Consider the following 16,660-nt stretch of genomic DNA (forward strand, 5'->3'; position numbering starts at 1 on the left):
CCCCACCACCACAAGAAGGAAAAGCAATGACGCAAACACTTTCCCCCGCCGAACGCCAGCTGCCGGCCAGCGCCACGATCAGCGACAACGATGCCGCTGTGGTGGACACCGCCTCCCTGGGCCGGGCACTGCTGGGCAAGTGGGCGGACATCCGCCTGCAGGCCCGCGAGCTTGCCGGCCATGATGAGCTGCACACCCCCGCCGGATTGAGCCACACCGAGCACCGCGAACGGGTTATGGGCCAGCTGAAGGTCCTGGTGGACACCAAGGCCGTTCACCGTGCCTTCCCCAAGTATGTGGGCGGCGAGGACAACCACGGCGGCAACATTGCCGGGTTCGAGGAACTCGTGGTGGCCGATCCGTCGCTGCAGATCAAGGCCGGCGTGCAGTGGGGCCTGTTCGGGTCCGCCGTCCTGCACCTGGGCAACCGGGAACACCATGAGAAGTGGCTGCCGGGCATCATGAGCCTGGAAACCCCCGGCTGCTTTGCGATGACCGAAACCGGCCACGGCTCGGATGTCGCCAGCATCGCGACCACCGCCGAGTACGACGCCGCAGCGCAGGAATTCATCATCAACACGCCGTTCCGCGCAGCGTGGAAGGACTACATCGGCAACGGTGCCGTCCACGGCAAGGCGGCCGTTGTGTTCGCCCACCTGATCACCAAGGGCGTGGACCACGGTGTCCACGCGTTCTATGTGGAACTGCGCGATGACAACGGTTTCCTGCCCGGCGTTGGCGGCGAGGACGACGGCGTCAAGGGCGGACTGAACGGCATCGACAACGGCCGGCTGCACTTCTCCAACGTGCGCATCCCCCGGACCAACCTGCTCAACAAGTACGGCGACGTAGCCGAAGACGGCACGTACACCTCCGCCATCGCCAGCCCCGGCCGGCGCTTCTTCACCATGATCGGCACCCTGGTGCAGGGCCGCGTCTCCCTGGACGGTGCGGCCGTTGCCGCCAGCAAGATGGCGCTGAAGACCGCCATCCAGTACGGCACCGAGCGCCGGCAGTTCAACGGTGCATCCGACATCAAGGAAGAGGTGCTGATGGACTACCAGCAGCACCAGCGCCGCCTGCTGCCCCTGCTCGCCACCACGTTCGCGGCCGCCTTCGCCCACGAGGAACTGCTGCAGAAGTTCGACGACGTCTTCTCCGGCGCGCACGACACCGACGCGGACCGCCAGGACCTTGAGACCCTTGCCGCCGCGTTGAAGTCCCTCTCCACCTGGCATGCCCTGGACACGCTGCAGGAATGCCGCGAAGCAACCGGCGGTGCGGGTTTCCTTGCCGAGAACCGGTTCACCGCACTGCGCGCGGACCTGGACATTTACGCCACCTTCGAAGGTGACAACACGGTGCTGCTGCAGCTGGTCGCCAAGCGCCTGCTGGCTGACTACGCCAAGGAATTCGCCGGCGCCGACTTCGGCGTGCTGGCCCGCTACGTTGTGGGCCAGGCCGCCGACGTCACCGTGCACCGCACCGGCCTGCGCCGCATTGTGCAGACCGTGGCCGACTCCGGTTCGGAGAAGAAGTCCGCCGTGGCGCTGCGTGATCCCCGTGCCCAGCATGACCTGCTGGCTGACCGGGTAAGCACCATGGTCGCCGAGGTGGCCGGCGCGCTGAAGGCCGCCCGCAACATGCCGAAGGAAAAGGGCGCGGCGGTCTTCAACGAGAACCAGCACGCCCTGATCGAAGCAGCGCGCGCCCACGCCGAACTGCTGCAGTGGGAAGGCTTCACCCGGGCGCTGGACCGGATTGACGACGCCGGCACGCGCCAGGTCATGACCTGGGTCCGCGACCTGTTCGGCCTGTGCCTGATCGAAAAGAACCTGGGCTGGTACCTGATGAACGGCCGGCTCTCGGCGCAGCGGGCCCGGACCCTTGGCCCCTACATCAACCGCCTGCTGGCCAAGATCCGCCCGCACGCCCTGGACCTGGTCGATTCCTTCGGCTACGGCCAGGAGCACCTGCGAGCCAAGATCGCTTCCGGTGCGGAGAAAGCCCGCCAGGACGAGGCGATGGAATACCAGCGCCTGCTGCGTGCCAGCGGTGCCGCTCCGGTGGATGAGAAGGTGCTGATCGCCCGCGAAAAGGCTGCCTCGAAGGCGTCGAAGAAGTCCGGGAAGAAGTAAGCCCGAAGTACGCCGGAAAACACAAAGGCGCTGCCGCAGAAATGCGGCAGCGCCTTTTGCGTGTCCGGGCTTTTTGCGTGTCCGGGCTAGGCCAGCACGGACCGGTAGACATCCAGGGTGGCTTCGGCAATGGATTCCCAGGAGAACTGGTCGGTGGCGCGGAGGCGCCCGGCCTCCCCCATGCGGCGGGCCAGGTCCGGATCGGCCACCACAGTAGTCAGGGCTGCGGCGAAGTCGCGGACAAAGGCTTCCGGGTCCAGCGGGGTGCCGGTGCCGTCGGTGACCTGGTCAATGGGTACCAGCAGCCCGGTGACGCCGTCCTCGACCACCTCCGGGATGCCGCCCGTGGCACTGGCGACGACGGCGGTGCCGCAGGCCATGGCTTCAAGGTTCACGATGCCCAGCGGTTCGTAGACGGACGGGCAGGCGAAGACGGTGGCAATGGAGAGGATCCGGATCAGCTCGGCCCGCGGCAACATCCGCTCGATCACGATGACGCCGGTACGGGTGCGCCGCAGGTCCTCAATCAGGGCGGCTGTTTCGGCCGCGAGCTCGGGCGTATCCGCGGCACCGAGGCAGAGGACCAGCTGGACCTCCGGCGGCAGCAGCGCTGCGGCGCGCAGCAGGTAGGGCACGCCCTTCTGCCGGGTGTTCCTGCCCACAAAGACCACGCTGGGACGGTCCGGGTCAATGTCGAAGGAGCGGACGCCGTCGGGGTCGATAACCGGCTGCCACTGCTCAACGTCAATGCCGTTGTGGACCACCTTGACCTTGGCCGGATCCACGTCCGGGTAGCTGCGCAGGATGTCCTGGCGCATGCCCTCGGAGACGGCGATGATCGCGGCGGCGGCCTCGTAGGCGGTTTTCTCCACCCAGGAGGACACCGCGTAGCCGCCGCCCAGCTGTTCGGCCTTCCACGGCCGCAGCGGCTCCAGGCTGTGCGCACTCAGGACATGCGGGATGCCGTGCAGCAGCGAGCCCAGATGGCCGGCCATGTTGGCGTACCAGGTGTGGGAATGGACCAGGTCGGCGCCGGCCAGCCCGCCCAGGATTTCAAGGTCCGTACCCAGGGTCTGTACGGCCGGGTTGGCGCTGTCCAGCTCCGCCGGCACGGGGTACGCGGTTACTTTCGCTCCATGGAAATCCTCCGGGCGTTCGGCCCCGAAACAATGCACATGGAGATCTACTTCTCCGGCCAGGACACGGCTAAGCTCGGCGACGTGAACGCCTGCTCCTCCGTAGATTTCCGGCGGGAATTCCTTCGACACAATATCTACTCGCACTAAACCAACGTAGTGCACCGGGCAACGTGTGATCTAGTGTGAAGTCAGTAGACTTATTTTTTTGCGGAAGAGGTTCAAGACAATGGCGCCTAAGAAGGTCCTGGCAGTAGTCCTTGCAGGTGGGGAGGGCAAACGGCTGATGCCGTTGACGGCGGACCGCGCAAAACCCGCGGTTCCCTTTGCCGGGCGGTACCGGCTTATCGACTTCGCACTGTCAAATCTGGTGAATTCCGGGTACCTGCAGATAGTGGTCCTCACCCAGTACAAGTCGCACAGCCTTGACCGGCACATTTCCGAGACCTGGCGGCTGTCCACGCAGCTGCAGAACTATGTGGCCTCGGTTCCGGCGCAGCAGCGCGTGGGCAAAAGCTGGTTCCTGGGCAGCGCGAACGCCATCTACCAGTCCATGAACCTGATCGATGACGCCCAGCCGGACATCGTCGTGGTGATCGGTGCGGACCACGTGTACCGAATGGACTTCTCGCAGATGGTTGAGGCGCATATTGCCTCCGGAGCCTCGGTCAGCGTGGCCGCCGTGCGGCAGCCGCTGCATCTGGCGGATCAGTTTGGCGTCATCGAAACGGACCCGGCGAATCCCGGCATGATTTCCGCGTTCGTGGAGAAGCCCGAGACCACCCCCGGGCTGCCGGATGATCCGGGCAGCTTCCTTGCGTCCATGGGCAACTACGTCTTCAACACCGACGCCCTGGTCGAAGCCCTGCAGGCCGACGCCGAGCGGCTGATCACCAAGCACGACATGGGCGGGGACATCATCCCCTACTTCGTGGAGCGGCAGGACGCGGCCGTATACGACTTCACCCAGAACGTGATTCCCGGTGCCACCGGCAGCGATCACCAGTACTGGCGGGACGTAGGCACCCTGGACTCCTACTATGACGCCAACATGGACCTGATCTCGCCGCTGCCCGCCTTCAACCTGTACAACCTGAAGTGGCCCATCTACACCCGGCAGAGCGTCTCCCCGCCGGCGAAGTTCGTGCGCAGCGCCTCGGAGCAGGCCGGTACCGCGTTTGATTCGATTGTTTCCGACGGCACCGTGATCTCCGGCGGCACCGTCACCGGATCCGTGCTGGCGCAGGACGTCTATGTGGACCACAACGCCGTCGTCACCGACTCGGTGCTGATGGACAAGGTGTATGTGGGTGAGGGTGCGGTGGTCCGCCGCGCGATCATCGATAAGAACGTGCGCATTCCGGCCGGCGCCACCGTGGGTGTGGACCGGGAGCTGGACCTGCGCCGCGGGTTCACTGTGACCGAGTCCGGACTGACCGTGCTGAGCAAGGGCCAGCGGGTGCCGGTGGAGGCTCCGGCCGAATAGGTCCTGCCGGCCTCCGGGGGCACCGGGTGTGAGATACGCCCGGTGCCCCCGCGTCCGATACGGGGACGGGACTGCTTCTCCGGTATCCTCGAAGTGCGCACCCAATGCGCCGGTCCCGTGTATCCGCCGGGGCCGATGAGCAGAAGGTCCACATGAGCACCCCAGAAGTCCCGGAAGAATTCAGCCCGGAAGAATTCAGCCCGGAAGATATTGAAACCGCCCTGAAGGTCTTGGCCTCCATCCATGTCCTGGATGAGGAAGACCCCGACTACGTTGCGGTCCGGCGGGCCACCGCCAAAATGTTCAAGTCGGTGAAGAAGCACCGGAAGAACGAGAAGCGTTCGGCCGTGGCGGACGCGGACCGCGCCGTCGTCGCCCTCACCGCCACCGGCGCAGCAGACCGGATTGATGACGAGACCCGCGGTGCGCAGCTCACCAGTGCAGCGCATGGTCCGTCCGCCGGGACGCTGCTGAAGCCGCGCAACTGCTACATCTGCAAGCAGCCCTACACCGTGGTGGATGCCTTTTACCACCAGCTCTGCCCCGAGTGCGCCGCGTTCAGCCACACCAAGCGCGACGCCCGCACCGACCTCACGGGCAAGCGGGCGCTGCTGACCGGCGGTCGGGCGAAAATCGGCATGTACATTGCCCTGCGGCTGCTGCGGGACGGCGCGCACACCACCATCACCACCCGCTTCCCCAAGGACGCCGCCCGCCGTTTTGCGGCCATGGAGGACTCCGGGGACTGGCTGCACCGGCTGCGCATTGTGGGCATTGACCTGCGCGACCCGGCGCAGGTGATCTCCCTGGCCGAATCCGTAGCCGAGGCCGGGCCGCTGGACATCCTGATCAACAACGCCGCCCAGACCGTGCGGCGCTCGGCGAACGCCTACCGGCCGCTGACCGACGCCGAGCTGGCGCCGCTGCCGGACGGACCCATGCCGGAGCTGGTCACCTTTGGCCACACCTATGACGCGCACCCCACCGCCCTGGCCGGGTCTGTCGCAGCGCATCCGGTGCTGGCCGCCGACGCCGTGACCTCACTCGCGCTGACTGCAGGCTCCTCCTCGCTGGCCCGGATGGAAGCCGGAACCGCCATCGATGCCGGCGGATTGGTGCCGGACACGGCGCCGATCAACAGCTGGACCCAGGTTGTGGACCAGGTGGACCCGCTGGAAATGCTCGAGGTCCAGCTGTGCAACGTCACCGCCCCGTTCCTGTTGGTTAACCGGCTGCGTCCGGCCATGGCAGCCTCGCCCGCCCGGCGCAAGTACATCGTGAACGTCTCCGCCATGGAAGGGCAGTTCTCCCGGCGCTACAAGGGCCCCGGGCACCCGCATACGAATATGGCCAAGGCCGCATTGAACATGCTGACCCGCACCAGTGCCCAGGAAATGCTGGATACGGACGGGATCCTGATGACCGCGGTGGACACCGGCTGGATTACGGACGAGCGCCCCCACCCCACCAAGGTGCGCCTGGCCGAGGAGGGCTTCCACGCCCCGCTGGACCTGGTGGACGGCGCAGCCCGGGTGTATGACCCGATTGTGATGGGCGAGAAGGGTGAGGACCAGTACGGGGTCTTCCTGAAGGACTACAAGCCCTCACCCTGGTAGGCGCCGGGCGGCAATCCGCTGCACCGCCTTGCCGAGCTCCGAGAACACCAGCACAGTGGCACCCACTGCCAGGCAGAGGAACCACTGTGCGGAGGTGAGCGGAACGGTATCGAAGAATCCCTCGAAGATGCTCAGCTGAACCACCAGCACCTGCAGGACCACCACGGCGGCCAGGGACACCCAGACAGCACGGTTGGTGAAGGTGCGCAGCGAGAACACGCTGCCGGTCTCGGAGCGGACGTTGAGCAGGTTGAAGACCTGGTAGAACACGAACGTGGTGAAGGCCATGGTGGTGGCGAAATTGGTGCTGCCGGCACTTTCGGGGAACCAGTGCGGTGCGCCGACCAGCACGATGCAGGTCCCGGCTGCCATCACGATGCCCAGCAGTGTCAGCACGGCGATCCGCCGCCCGGTCAGCAGCGGCTCGTCCGCCCGCCGCGGGGGCCTGTTCATCACCTCTGGGTCGGTACGGTCCACCCCCAGCGCCAAGGCCGGCGGTCCGTCCATGATGATGTTCACCCACAGGATCTGCAGGGCAGTGAACGGCGCCCCGCCGCCAAAGCCGAAGGTGGCAGCAGCCAGGAAGATCAGCACGAACCCCCACGCAGTGGTCAGCTGGAACCGGACGAACTTGAGGATGTTGTCATAGATCCCCCGGCCCTCCTCGACAGCGGCCACAATGGTGGCGAAATTGTCATCGGTGAGGATCATCTTCGCCGCACCCTTGGACACGTCGGTGCCGGTGATGCCCATGGCGATGCCGATGTCCGCACGCTTCAGTGCCGGTGCATCGTTGACGCCGTCGCCGGTCATGGCAACCACGTACCCGTCTGCCTGCAGCGCCTTGACGATGCGGATCTTGTGCTCGGGCGAAACCCGGGCCAGAACCCCGAGCCCGGGGGCTTCCCCGCGCAGCTGCCCGTCATCCATGGCATCGAGGGCTGTGCCGGCGACGGCGCGGCCCCCGATCCCCAGGTCCCGGGCGATGGCTGACGCGGTAACCAAGTGGTCTCCGGTGATCATGCGGACGTCTATGCCTGCGGCGTGGGCCCGGGCGATCGCCTCGCCGGCCTCTTGCCGCGGCGGATCCATGATGCCCGCGACGGCGTACAGCACCAGGTTCGCTGCCTCCGCCGACAGCGCCTCGGGACCGGCCGGCAGCGGTGCATCCATTACCCGTCCCGCCACTGCCATGGTGCGCAGCCCCGCCGTGGCGAGGGCATCGACGTCGTGCCTGATGCGTGCCCGTTCCTCTGGACCCAGGGGAACGGGACCGTCCGCGGTCATAAGGAACGCCGCACGGTCCAGGACCACGCCGGGTGCGCCCTTCACGTTGCAGTGCACGGCGGTGCTGTCGGAGGTCCGGTTGAAGGTGGCCATGAACTTGTAGTCCGAGTCGAAGGGCACCTCGGCAAGGCGCCGGTGCGTGGCGCGGGCGCCGGCCACGTCGATGCCGCCCTTTTCCGCCAGCACCACCAGTGCCCCTTCCGTGGGGTCTCCCGTCAGCCGGCCGTCCTCCACCGACGCGTCGTTGCACAGCGCCATCGCCAGGTACGCCTCGGTGAGGACGGGGACGGGCTGCCCGTCCGGGCTGAGGATCTTACCGTCCGTGGAGTAGCCGGAACCGGTGACCCGGAAGCGGCGGCCATCCGGAGCATAGAGCCGGCGGACCGTCATTTCGTTCAGCGTGAGCGTGCCGGTCTTGTCGGTGCAGATCTGCGAGGTGCTCCCCAGCGTCTCCACTGCTGCCAGCTGCTTGATGATGGCGCCGCGCGCGGCCAGGCGGGAGGCACCCATCGCCAAAGTGAAGGCGACGACGGCGGTAAGTCCCTCCGGGATGGTGGCCACCGCCAGGGACACCGCCGTCAGGAACAGGTCCTCCCAGCTGTCCCCGCGCAGCAGCCCCAGCACGAACACCAGGGCGACCACGGCGAACGCAGTGTAGGTCAGGACTTTCGCCAACTGGTCGATGCTGCGCTGCAGGGTGGTTTTTTCCTCGGTGGTGCTGCCCAGCAGGTGGGCGATGGTGCCGATCTGGGTGTCCATACCGGTTCCGGTCACCAGCAGCTCGGCCCGCCCGCGCGTGACGTCCGTGTCCATGTACAGCAGGTTGGTCCTGTCCCCCAGAGGCAGCCGGGGATCCGCCAGCACCCCTGTCCCCTTATTGACGGGCTTGGACTCCCCCGTCAGCGCGGCCTCGGCCACCTGCAGCCGCACGGCTTCGAGCAGCCGCCCGTCGGCGGGCACGCTGTCACCGGCTTCCAGCAGCACGACGTCGCCGGGTACCAGGTCAGTTCGTTCCACCGTTGCCGGGGTTCCCCCGCGCAGCACCCGGCAGGTGTCCACGGATGCACTGCGCAGCGCCTCCAGGCTGGACTCGGCTCGCTGCTCCTGCACGTAGTTCAGGACGGTGTTCAGGATGATCACCAGCAGGATCACCACCGGCGTCTCCCATTCGCGGGAGACCACCGCGCTGACAACTGCGGCAATGATCAGGACAACGGTCAGCCGGTCGGACAGGAGCCGGAGGATTTTCCGCCAGACGGGCACCCGTTTTCCTTCAGCAAGCTGGTTGGGACCGTAACGCTCCGCGCGCTCCCGGACCTGGCCGGCGTCGAGGCCGGCGCCCGGATCGGTGCCCAGGGCGGACGCCACCTGGCCGGCGGGAAACAGCCAGGGGGCGGACAGCTCGTTTGGGGCGGCAGGAGTGTCACCGGGACCGCTGCCGTTGGCCTGCAAACTCATGGGCGCTCCCCCGAGGGGTCTTGAAGATGGTGCCACCCATGGTAGCAACGCGGGCAGGGCGGCGGACGCTTTGGCAAAGCATGCATACTGCGGCAGGGTGTAACCGTGCCATCCTCCGCTCCTCCCCCGCCCGTTCCTCAGCCGCCGGCCGGCCGCGCCGCCCTGGTCCCCGGACTCATCGCCGCCGGTACGGCCGTCGCCGCCGCCTATCTGATCTCCGCACTGGTGCCCGCTGTGCCGGTGCTGACGGCAGCTGTGCTGCTGGGGCTGGTGGCCGCCAATCTGCCGGGGGCGGCACCAAAGGCTGCCGGGACGTGGAAGCCCGGGCTGGCCCTGGCTGCCCGGAAGTTCCTGCGCACCGGCATTGTGCTCCTGGGCCTGAAGATCTCCCTGGTGGACATTGCCGGACTGGGCTGGGCCGCCCTGGGGTTGGTGGTGGCCCTGGTCCTGGCCGCGTTCGCGGGTACGTACGGGATTTGCCGGCTCTTCCGGCTGCCGGGCGAGGAACCGGTCCTGATCGCTGCCGGATTCTCGATCTGCGGTGTATCCGCCATCGGTGCCGTGGCGGCGGTCCGCCGCACCCGCACCGAAGACACGGTGGTGCCGATTGCGCTGGTCACGCTGTGCGGAACCCTGGCCATCGCGGCCCTTCCGCTGGCCGGCTCGCTGTTGCACCTGGCCCCGGAAGTCTTCGGGACCTGGGCCGGGGCGTCAGTGCACGATGTAGGGCAGGTGGTGGCCACGGCGCAGACCGCCGGTTCCGCGGCGCTGGCCGCCGCCGTCGTCGTGAAGCTGGCGCGGGTAGTGCTGCTGGCGCCCATGACCGCTGCCGCCGGCTTGCTGGCGCGCAGGGCGGGCAAGGCCGGCAAGGCGGGCGGGGATGGCAAGGCGGGCGGGGATGGCAGGACCGGCAAACAGCCGCCGCTGGTACCGCTGTTCGTCTTGGGCTTCCTGGCGCTGATCCTGGTCCGGACCACCGGATTGCTGCCCGCTGCCGCGCTGGATGCCGCGGCCGTGCTGCAGGAGCTGCTCTTCGCCGCGGCACTGTTCGGGCTTGGCGCCGGCGTGCGGGTTAAGGCACTCTTTGCCTCCGGCATCCGGGCCGTAGCGGCGGCCCTCGCGGCCTGGGCCTGGGTGGCCGGACTGGGCCTGGCGGTGGCATTCGGGCTGGGCACTTAGGCGGGCGCAGCGGCGTAAATGGCCCAAGGCCCTGTTCATGGAGCCCGCACGGTAGCTACGGTTGCGCATGCGCGCTGCAGGAAGCCATCAGCGGGACACGCAGCAGAAGAGCCGGTTTCGGTGGCTGCCACGGGTGCTCCGGGGCCCGGAGGCCTGGCCGGCAGGCATCGGACTGGTGTTCTGCGCCGTCGCCGCCTGGGCAGTGCTGGGCAATTTGTTTGATCCGCACTTCGGTTTTTCCCGCTACCGGACCGGCTGGTCGCTGGCCGCTGCGGCGGCCTTCCTGGTCCTTTCGGCGGTCGCCTACCTGGTGGTGGGCCGGACAGCCCGGTTGGCGGGGCGGCACCGCGCATGGAGGGTGCTGGCGGGCGCCCTGGTGTGGACGGCACTGTTTGCCGCTCAGATGCGCGTGGCCTACGCCGTGCGGCTTCCTCCGGACTGGGACGTGTTCGCGATCCACGAGTCCGCCGCCGGACTGGCCGGCGGAACACTGACCGCGGTGACTCCGTACTTTCAGATCAACCCCAACAACCTGCTGCTGACACTGCTGCTTGCGGCGTATTACGCCCTGGTCCTCGCCTTGGGGCTTACTGACCTGGCCATGGCCGCGGCATTCCTTAACAGCCTGGTCCTGTTTGCTGCCACCGTCCTGACTTACTGCGCCGCACGGCTGCTGGCCGGTCCGAAGGCGGCCGCCCTGACCATCCTCCCCGCAGCCGTGTTCCTGACCTTCTCGCCATGGGCCGGCGTGCTGTACTCGGACACTGCGGGAGCGCTTTTCCCGGTCCTGGTCCTATGCCTGCTGCTGGCCTCCTGCCACACCCGGCGGGTGTACCTGAAGGCGGCACTATGGATCCTGGCCGGAGGCCTGGGTGCCATAGGAACGGGCATCAAGCCAACAGTTGTCTTCTGTTTGATTGCCGCCGGCATAACCGTCCTGTGCATGCTCGCCCGCCGGAGGAACACCGCCGTCCTGCTGGCAGCGGTTGCCGTGGTTGCGGGCAGTTTCCTGATCGGCAACCGGCTCATCTTCGCCTTTATGCAGCACACCCCGGTGGTAGCCTTCGACCTCTCCAACAACCCGGATGCCATGAATCCCGGCCATTTCCTCAAAGTCGGGGCGCAGACCGCCGACAGCCCCAACGGGCCCTATTACGGTTCCTATAACCAGTCCGATTATGAGGACACCGTGGCGATCCACGGCAGCAGCGCCAAGTTCCAGGCGGGCCTGGACACGTACCTCGAACGGGTCGACGCGATGGGCGCCGGCGGCTACGCAGAATTCATGGCTGACAAACTGCTCTGGGTGACCGGGGACGGATCCTTCTTTGCCTGGGGTGAGGGCCGGCTGACGGGCGCGGATTTCCTCTCTAACCTGGGCGCGGACCGTGCCCTTCAGGATCTTTTGGGCAACACCGGTGCGCATTTCCAATGGATGCTCTCCATCTGGCAGGGAACATGGTTTGCCGTCCTGGCACTGGCCGCCGTGCCGCTGCTGCTGCGGACACGGCACCTGCTGAGGCCTGAATTTTCCGCCATGCGCATTTGCCTGCTCGGACTACTGGTCTTCCTTCTGTTCTTTGAGGGAAGAGCACGCTTCCTCTACCTATACGTGCCGTACTTCATCATCTTGGCGTCCGTCTCCTGCGCGGCGGTACTGGAATGGCTGCGGCAGTGGAAGCACCACGCAAAACCCGCCGCTGCCGGTGACCGGCGCGGAAGTGATTGAATGGGCAGGTGCCTAACCAGAACCTGAGCCGCGATGAGGCTGCCCTGCGGTCCCGCCTGTTGTCCGTGACCTCCTATGACGTCCACCTCGATCTGGGCAATGCCGAAGATCCGGATGCTGAAGGCTTCCGCTCCCGGAGCACCATTGCCTTCAGCTGCTCCGAGCCCGGAGCCGCAACTTTCCTGGACTTCATCCACGGCGGGGTCAGCTCCGTAGTGCTGAACGGGAAGGTGCTGGACCTGTCCGAAGCACTGGAAGGTTCCCGCATCCACCTGCCGGCCCTGCAGCCGCAGAACACCGTCACCGTGGACGGCACCGCCCTGTACAGCCGCAGCGGTGAGGGCCTGCATCGGTTCCGCGACCCTGCCGACGGACGCACCTACTTGTACACGCAGTATGAGCCCGCAGATGCCCGGCGGGTTTTCGCTGACTTCGAGCAGCCCGATCTCAAGGCATCCTTCGGCTTTACGGTGACCGCCCCTGCCGGCTGGCAGGTGGCCTCCAATGGTGTTGAAACCGCCCGCACTGAGCTGGACGGCGGTAGCCTGGCCCGCTGGGAATTCGCTCCCACCCAGCGGATTTCCACCTACATCACCACTGTGCTGGCCGGCCCGTACCACCGGGCGGAGGACGAATGGTCCCTCCGACTCGACGACGGTACGGACCTGCACGTGCCGCTTGCCGCTTACTGCCGTGCTTCGCTCGCAGAGCACTTCGATCCTGAGAACATTTTTGCGGTCACGAAGCGGGGCCTGGACTACTTCCACCGCCTGTTCGCGTACCCGTACCCGTTCGGCAAATACGATCAGGCTTTTGTCCCCGAATACAATCTCGGCGCCATGGAAAATCCCGGCCTGGTCACGTTCACCGAGTCCTATGTTTTCCGCTCCCGGGCCACCGAGGCGCAGTATGAAGCCCGGGCCAACACCATCCTGCACGAGATGGCACACATGTGGTTCGGCGACCTGGTGACCATGAAATGGTGGGACGATCTGTGGCTTAAGGAATCCTTCGCCGACTACATGGGCGCGCTTGCCGTTGACCGGGCCACCGACTTCACAAATTCCTGGGTCAGCTTCGCGAACCGGCGCAAGGCCTGGGCCTACGTCCAGGACCAGCTGCCCACCACGCACCCGATCGTGGCTGACATTCCGAACCTGGAAGCGGCCAAGCAGAACTTCGACGGGATTACCTACGCCAAGGGCGCCTCAGTCCTGAAGCAGTTGGTGGCCTATGTGGGGTTCGAGACGTTTATCGAAGCCGCGCGTGCCTATTTCCGCGAGCATGCCTTCGGCAACACCACCCTCGACGACCTGCTGGCCGCCTTGGCCGACGCTTCCGGCCGCGACATGGGTCTTTGGGCACGCCAGTGGCTGCAGACCGCCGGCGTGCCTGTCCTGGTTCCGGAGACTGAAACCGACGACGACGGCGCCTACACCTCAGTGGTGATCCGCCAGAACGCACCGGACCCGGTCAGCGGGGAACAGGTCCCCCGCCCGCACCGGCTCCGCATCGGGCTGTACGACTTTGACGGCGCCGGGTTCCTGGCCCGCACCGACACCGTTGAACTGGACGTAGCCGGGACCCGCACCGAGGTGCCCGAACTGATCGGGCGGAAGCGTCCTGCGGTGCTGCTGCTCAACGATGAAGACCTGACCTACGCCAAGATCCGCTTTGATCCGGCGTCGCTGGCCGTTTTGGTGGAGTCGCTGCACCTGCTCGCCGATCCCCTGGCCCGGGCCATCGCCCTGTCCGCGCTGTGGAACAGCGTCCGCGACGGTGTGCTCAGCGCCCGGGACTATGTGCACCTGGTGCAGAGGGTGGCCCCGCATGAGACCGGTGCAGGCGTGCTGAACGTACTGCTGGATAACGCGCGCAGCGCCATTGAATACTACGCACCGGCTTCGCGCCGCGAAGAGCTGCGCAGGGAGTTCGGTGCCTGCATTACCGAGCAGCTGCGTGCGGCACCGGCGGGCAGTGACCGGCAGGTTATCTGGGCACGGGCGGCTGCCGCCGCCGGGCAGCGCAGTGCAGGCTCCGCCGAGCTGCTGCGAAGCCTGCTGGAGGGCAGCGCCGGGATGAGCGGGCTCACCGTCGACACGGACCTGCGCTGGCGGCTGTGGGTTGCCCTGGCAGCCACCGGATCCGCCACCCGGGCGGAACTGGATGCGGAGCTGGAACGCGACAACACGGCGTCGGGCCGGGTGGGACACACCACGGCAGCCGCGGCCTTCCCGGATCCGGCGGTGAAGGACGCTGCGTGGCAGGCCGCCGTCCACTCGAACGGACTGTCCAATGAACTGCTCTCCGCCACCATCACCGGGTTCGGACTCGGCAGCCACGAGCTGCTGGACGGCTACATCCCGGACTACTTCGCCTCCCTCACGGGTGTATGGTCCAGCCGCAGCATCGAGCTGGCCTCCCGCGTAGTGGGCGGACTCTACCCCGGCGGCCAGGATGCGGCTCCGGGAACCGCACCGGCTGACCACCCGGTGGTGCAGAAATCCGTGGAATGGCTGGAGCAGCACCCGGACGCGCCGGGTGCCCTGCGCAGGATCATCATTGAACAGCAGGACCAGCTGCTGCGCTCCCTGCGGGTCCAGGCAGCCGGCCTGTAGGCCCCGTCACTGCTGGGCCCCGTCGCTGCTGGGCCCCGTAGGGACGGGGCCCAGTTGGGGTATGTTCCTCAGGCCAGCTGCGGTTTGGCGACGGTCAAGAGGATGGCCGAGTCCTCCAGGGCCCGCACTGAATGGCGGGCCTGCGGCACAATCAGCAGGTCTCCGGCGGAGCCGTCCCAGGTTGCGCCGTCGGAGACCAGGCTGACTCGTCCCTTGAGGACGAAAACAGTGGCTTCGCCCGGGTTTTCATGTTCGTCCAGGACAAACCCTGCCCGCAGGGCAATCACGGTCTGCCGCAGCACATGCTCGTGCCCGCCGTAAACCGTGGAGGCGCTGCGGCCGCTGGCGGCCGAGTGAGCCCTTTCCATCTGCTGGCGGACAAGGGCGGTAAGGGACTTTTTCTCCATGCCCGCAGTCTAGGCACTCCGGACGCGGCAGGGTAACCGGGCTGCCGCGCCCCGGGTGCTGCCGGGTGCTGCCGGGGTCAGGGAACCCGGTTCAGCCACTCGGCGGTGTCGAACTTTTCCTTGACCTTCTGCTCCGCCAGGTCCATCTCTTCATCGCTTATTCCGGCCTGGACTGCGCCGTAGCGGGCGGTGAAGGTGTCGATCATCGTCGCAATGATCTCCTCCCGCGAAAGCCCGGTCTGCCGCTTGAGCGGATCAACGCGTTTCTTGGCGCTGGTGGTGCCCTTGTCGGACAGCTTCTCCTTGCCGATGCGCAGCACCTCCACCATTTTGTCGGCGTCGATGTTGTAGGACATGGTGACGTGGTGAAGCATTCCACCGCTGCTGAAGCGTTTCTGTGCGGCACCGCCGATCTTGCCCTGGTCCGTGGCCATGTCGTTCAGCGGCACGTACCAAGCCTGGATGCCCAGCTTCTTCAGGGATTCCATCACCCAGGCGTCAAGGAAGGGATAGGAATCGGCGAAGCTCAGCCCGTCCACCAGGGACTGGGGCACGTACAGGGAGTACGTGATGGCGTTGCCGTGTTCCATGAACATGGCACCCCCGCCGGTGATCCGCCGCACAACGGTCACGCCGTGGCGTTCGGCACCGGCCGGATCCACCTCGTTTTTCAGTGACTGGAAGCTGCCGATCACTACGGACGGAGTTTCCCACTCCCAGAACCGCAGCGTCGGGTTCCGGTGGCCTGCGCCCACTTCCTCGGCCAGGACTTCGTCCATGGCCACGTGCATGTGCGTGGACAGCGGGGTGGGCGGGATGATTTCCCACTGGTGGTCGCCCCAGCCGGTGGCCTTCCCCAGTGCGCGCCGCACTGCCGTCGCCACGGCTTCCGGAGAGAAGCCAAAGAGCACGGCGTCCGGGCTCAGCCTGGCGTGCACGGCAGCGGCTATGTCGCCGAAGCCTGTTTCCGCGGGCAGCCCCTCGAGGGCGGCGTTGATGTCGAGCAGCGCCTCATCGGGTTCCAGGAAAAAATCACCGCCCAGGGACACATCTGCAAGGCGTCCGTCACGGACGTCGAGGTCCACCACAACGAGCTTGCCGCCGGGGACCTTGTACTCGCCGTGCCGCCGGCTGAAGCTTCCATCCGCGCTTGCCATCACAACTCCTCATCTTGACCGGTGCCGGGACCGGGCGGTCCCCCACTACGGGGAAAGGCCCGCCGGGCTGATGCCGGCGGACCTTCCTCCAAGTACTGCTGTTCTTCCGAACGTTACTTCTTAGCGCCGAAGCCCTTGAAGCGGGCGTTGAAGCGCTCGACGCGGCCGGCGGAGTCCATGATGCGCTGCTTGCCCGTGTAGAACGGGTGCGATGCGGAGGAGATTTCCACCTCGATGAGCGGGTAGGTGTTTCCGTCTTCCCACTCGATCGTCTTGGAGGACGTGGCGGTGGAGCTCGTCAGGAAAGCGGTGTCGGACGCGAGGTCACGGAAGACAACCGGAGCATACTTGGGGTGGATATCAGACTTCACAGTTTTACCTTCTTTTGGTGCCTGGATTTTGCCAGGCACAGGTGGGTTAAAAGCTTTATTGGCCGGTGTTTCGACCAG

General features: G+C 66.5%; 11 protein-coding genes. 6 read left to right on the forward strand and 5 right to left on the reverse strand.

What is annotated here, in order from left to right:
- Positions 1–26: 26 nt before the first annotated feature.
- Positions 27–2,138, forward strand: coding sequence for an acyl-CoA dehydrogenase family protein (locus LOC57_RS08305; protein WP_227911369.1), 2,112 nt, complete (start codon positions 27–29; stop codon positions 2,136–2,138).
- Between the two features lie 86 nt (positions 2,139–2,224).
- On the opposite strand, the gene glgA is transcribed toward LOC57_RS08305, so the two are convergent.
- Positions 2,225–3,421 (reverse strand): glycogen synthase, encoded by a 1,197-nt coding sequence (gene glgA / locus LOC57_RS08310; RefSeq protein ID WP_227911368.1) that lies wholly within the window; start codon positions 3,419–3,421, stop codon positions 2,225–2,227.
- A gap of 82 nt (positions 3,422–3,503) precedes the next feature.
- On the opposite strand from glgA, the gene glgC reads away from it, so the two are divergent.
- Together glgC and LOC57_RS08320 are read left to right on the forward strand one after the other, a co-directional pair.
- Entirely contained in the window at positions 3,504–4,760 is a 1,257-nt protein-coding gene (glgC, locus tag LOC57_RS08315) for a glucose-1-phosphate adenylyltransferase (protein ID WP_227911367.1), read from the forward strand.
- A 152-nt stretch (positions 4,761–4,912) separates the two neighbouring features.
- Positions 4,913–6,376: an SDR family NAD(P)-dependent oxidoreductase gene (locus LOC57_RS08320; protein ID WP_229959093.1), complete on the forward strand. Its 1,464-nt coding sequence runs from the start codon at positions 4,913–4,915 to the stop codon at positions 6,374–6,376.
- Here the strand turns inward: LOC57_RS08320 and LOC57_RS08325 are convergent.
- The gene (locus LOC57_RS08325; RefSeq protein ID WP_229959095.1) at positions 6,365–9,121 is read right to left on the reverse strand and encodes a cation-translocating P-type ATPase; all 2,757 of its coding nucleotides are present in this window, start codon (positions 9,119–9,121) and stop codon (positions 6,365–6,367) included. The genes LOC57_RS08320 and LOC57_RS08325 overlap by 12 nt on opposite strands.
- 105 nt (positions 9,122–9,226) lie before the next feature.
- Between LOC57_RS08325 and LOC57_RS08330 the strand changes: the two genes are divergently transcribed.
- From LOC57_RS08330 to pepN, 3 genes are all read left to right on the forward strand, one after another.
- Positions 9,227–10,300: a YeiH family protein gene (locus LOC57_RS08330; protein ID WP_229959096.1), complete on the forward strand. Its 1,074-nt coding sequence runs from the start codon at positions 9,227–9,229 to the stop codon at positions 10,298–10,300.
- A gap of 67 nt (positions 10,301–10,367) precedes the next feature.
- Entirely contained in the window at positions 10,368–12,029 is a 1,662-nt protein-coding gene (locus tag LOC57_RS08335) for a hypothetical protein (protein WP_229959098.1), read from the forward strand.
- An 8-nt stretch (positions 12,030–12,037) separates the two neighbouring features.
- Entirely contained in the window at positions 12,038–14,647 is a 2,610-nt protein-coding gene (gene pepN / locus LOC57_RS08340; protein ID WP_229959100.1) for an aminopeptidase N, read from the forward strand.
- A gap of 68 nt (positions 14,648–14,715) precedes the next feature.
- On the opposite strand, the gene LOC57_RS08345 is transcribed toward pepN, so the two are convergent.
- The 3 genes from LOC57_RS08345 to LOC57_RS08355 form a co-directional block, all read right to left on the reverse strand.
- Positions 14,716–15,054 carry a cupin domain-containing protein gene (locus LOC57_RS08345; RefSeq protein WP_227911361.1) on the reverse strand — a complete coding sequence of 113 codons (339 nt, stop codon included), beginning with the start codon at positions 15,052–15,054 and terminating at the stop codon, positions 14,716–14,718.
- Between the two features lie 77 nt (positions 15,055–15,131).
- Positions 15,132–16,211 carry a lipoate--protein ligase family protein gene (locus LOC57_RS08350; protein WP_227911360.1) on the reverse strand — a complete coding sequence of 360 codons (1,080 nt, stop codon included), beginning with the start codon at positions 16,209–16,211 and terminating at the stop codon, positions 15,132–15,134.
- A gap of 113 nt (positions 16,212–16,324) precedes the next feature.
- Positions 16,325–16,582: a type B 50S ribosomal protein L31 gene (locus LOC57_RS08355; protein ID WP_227911359.1), complete on the reverse strand. Its 258-nt coding sequence runs from the start codon at positions 16,580–16,582 to the stop codon at positions 16,325–16,327.
- Between the last annotated feature and the right edge of the window lie 78 nt (positions 16,583–16,660).

The organism is Arthrobacter sp. zg-Y750, assembly GCF_020907365.1.
Classification (GTDB): domain Bacteria; phylum Actinomycetota; class Actinomycetes; order Actinomycetales; family Micrococcaceae; genus Arthrobacter_B.

Bases quoted from the DNA above. Each gene is read 5' to 3' on its own strand.
- LOC57_RS08325 (WP_229959095.1), bottom strand. From the start codon at position 9,121: ATGAGTTTGCAGGCCAACGGCAGCGGTCCCGGTGACACTCCTGCCGCC.
- LOC57_RS08320 (WP_229959093.1), top strand. From the start codon at position 4,913: ATGAGCACCCCAGAAGTCCCGGAAGAATTCAGCCCGGAAGAATTCAGC.
- LOC57_RS08345 (WP_227911361.1), bottom strand. From the start codon at position 15,054: ATGGAGAAAAAGTCCCTTACCGCCCTTGTCCGCCAGCAGATGGAAAGG.
- LOC57_RS08305 (WP_227911369.1), top strand. From the start codon at position 27: ATGACGCAAACACTTTCCCCCGCCGAACGCCAGCTGCCGGCCAGCGCC.
- LOC57_RS08350 (WP_227911360.1), bottom strand. From the start codon at position 16,211: ATGGCAAGCGCGGATGGAAGCTTCAGCCGGCGGCACGGCGAGTACAAG.
- glgC (WP_227911367.1), top strand. From the start codon at position 3,504: ATGGCGCCTAAGAAGGTCCTGGCAGTAGTCCTTGCAGGTGGGGAGGGC.
- LOC57_RS08335 (WP_229959098.1), top strand. From the start codon at position 10,368: ATGCGCGCTGCAGGAAGCCATCAGCGGGACACGCAGCAGAAGAGCCGG.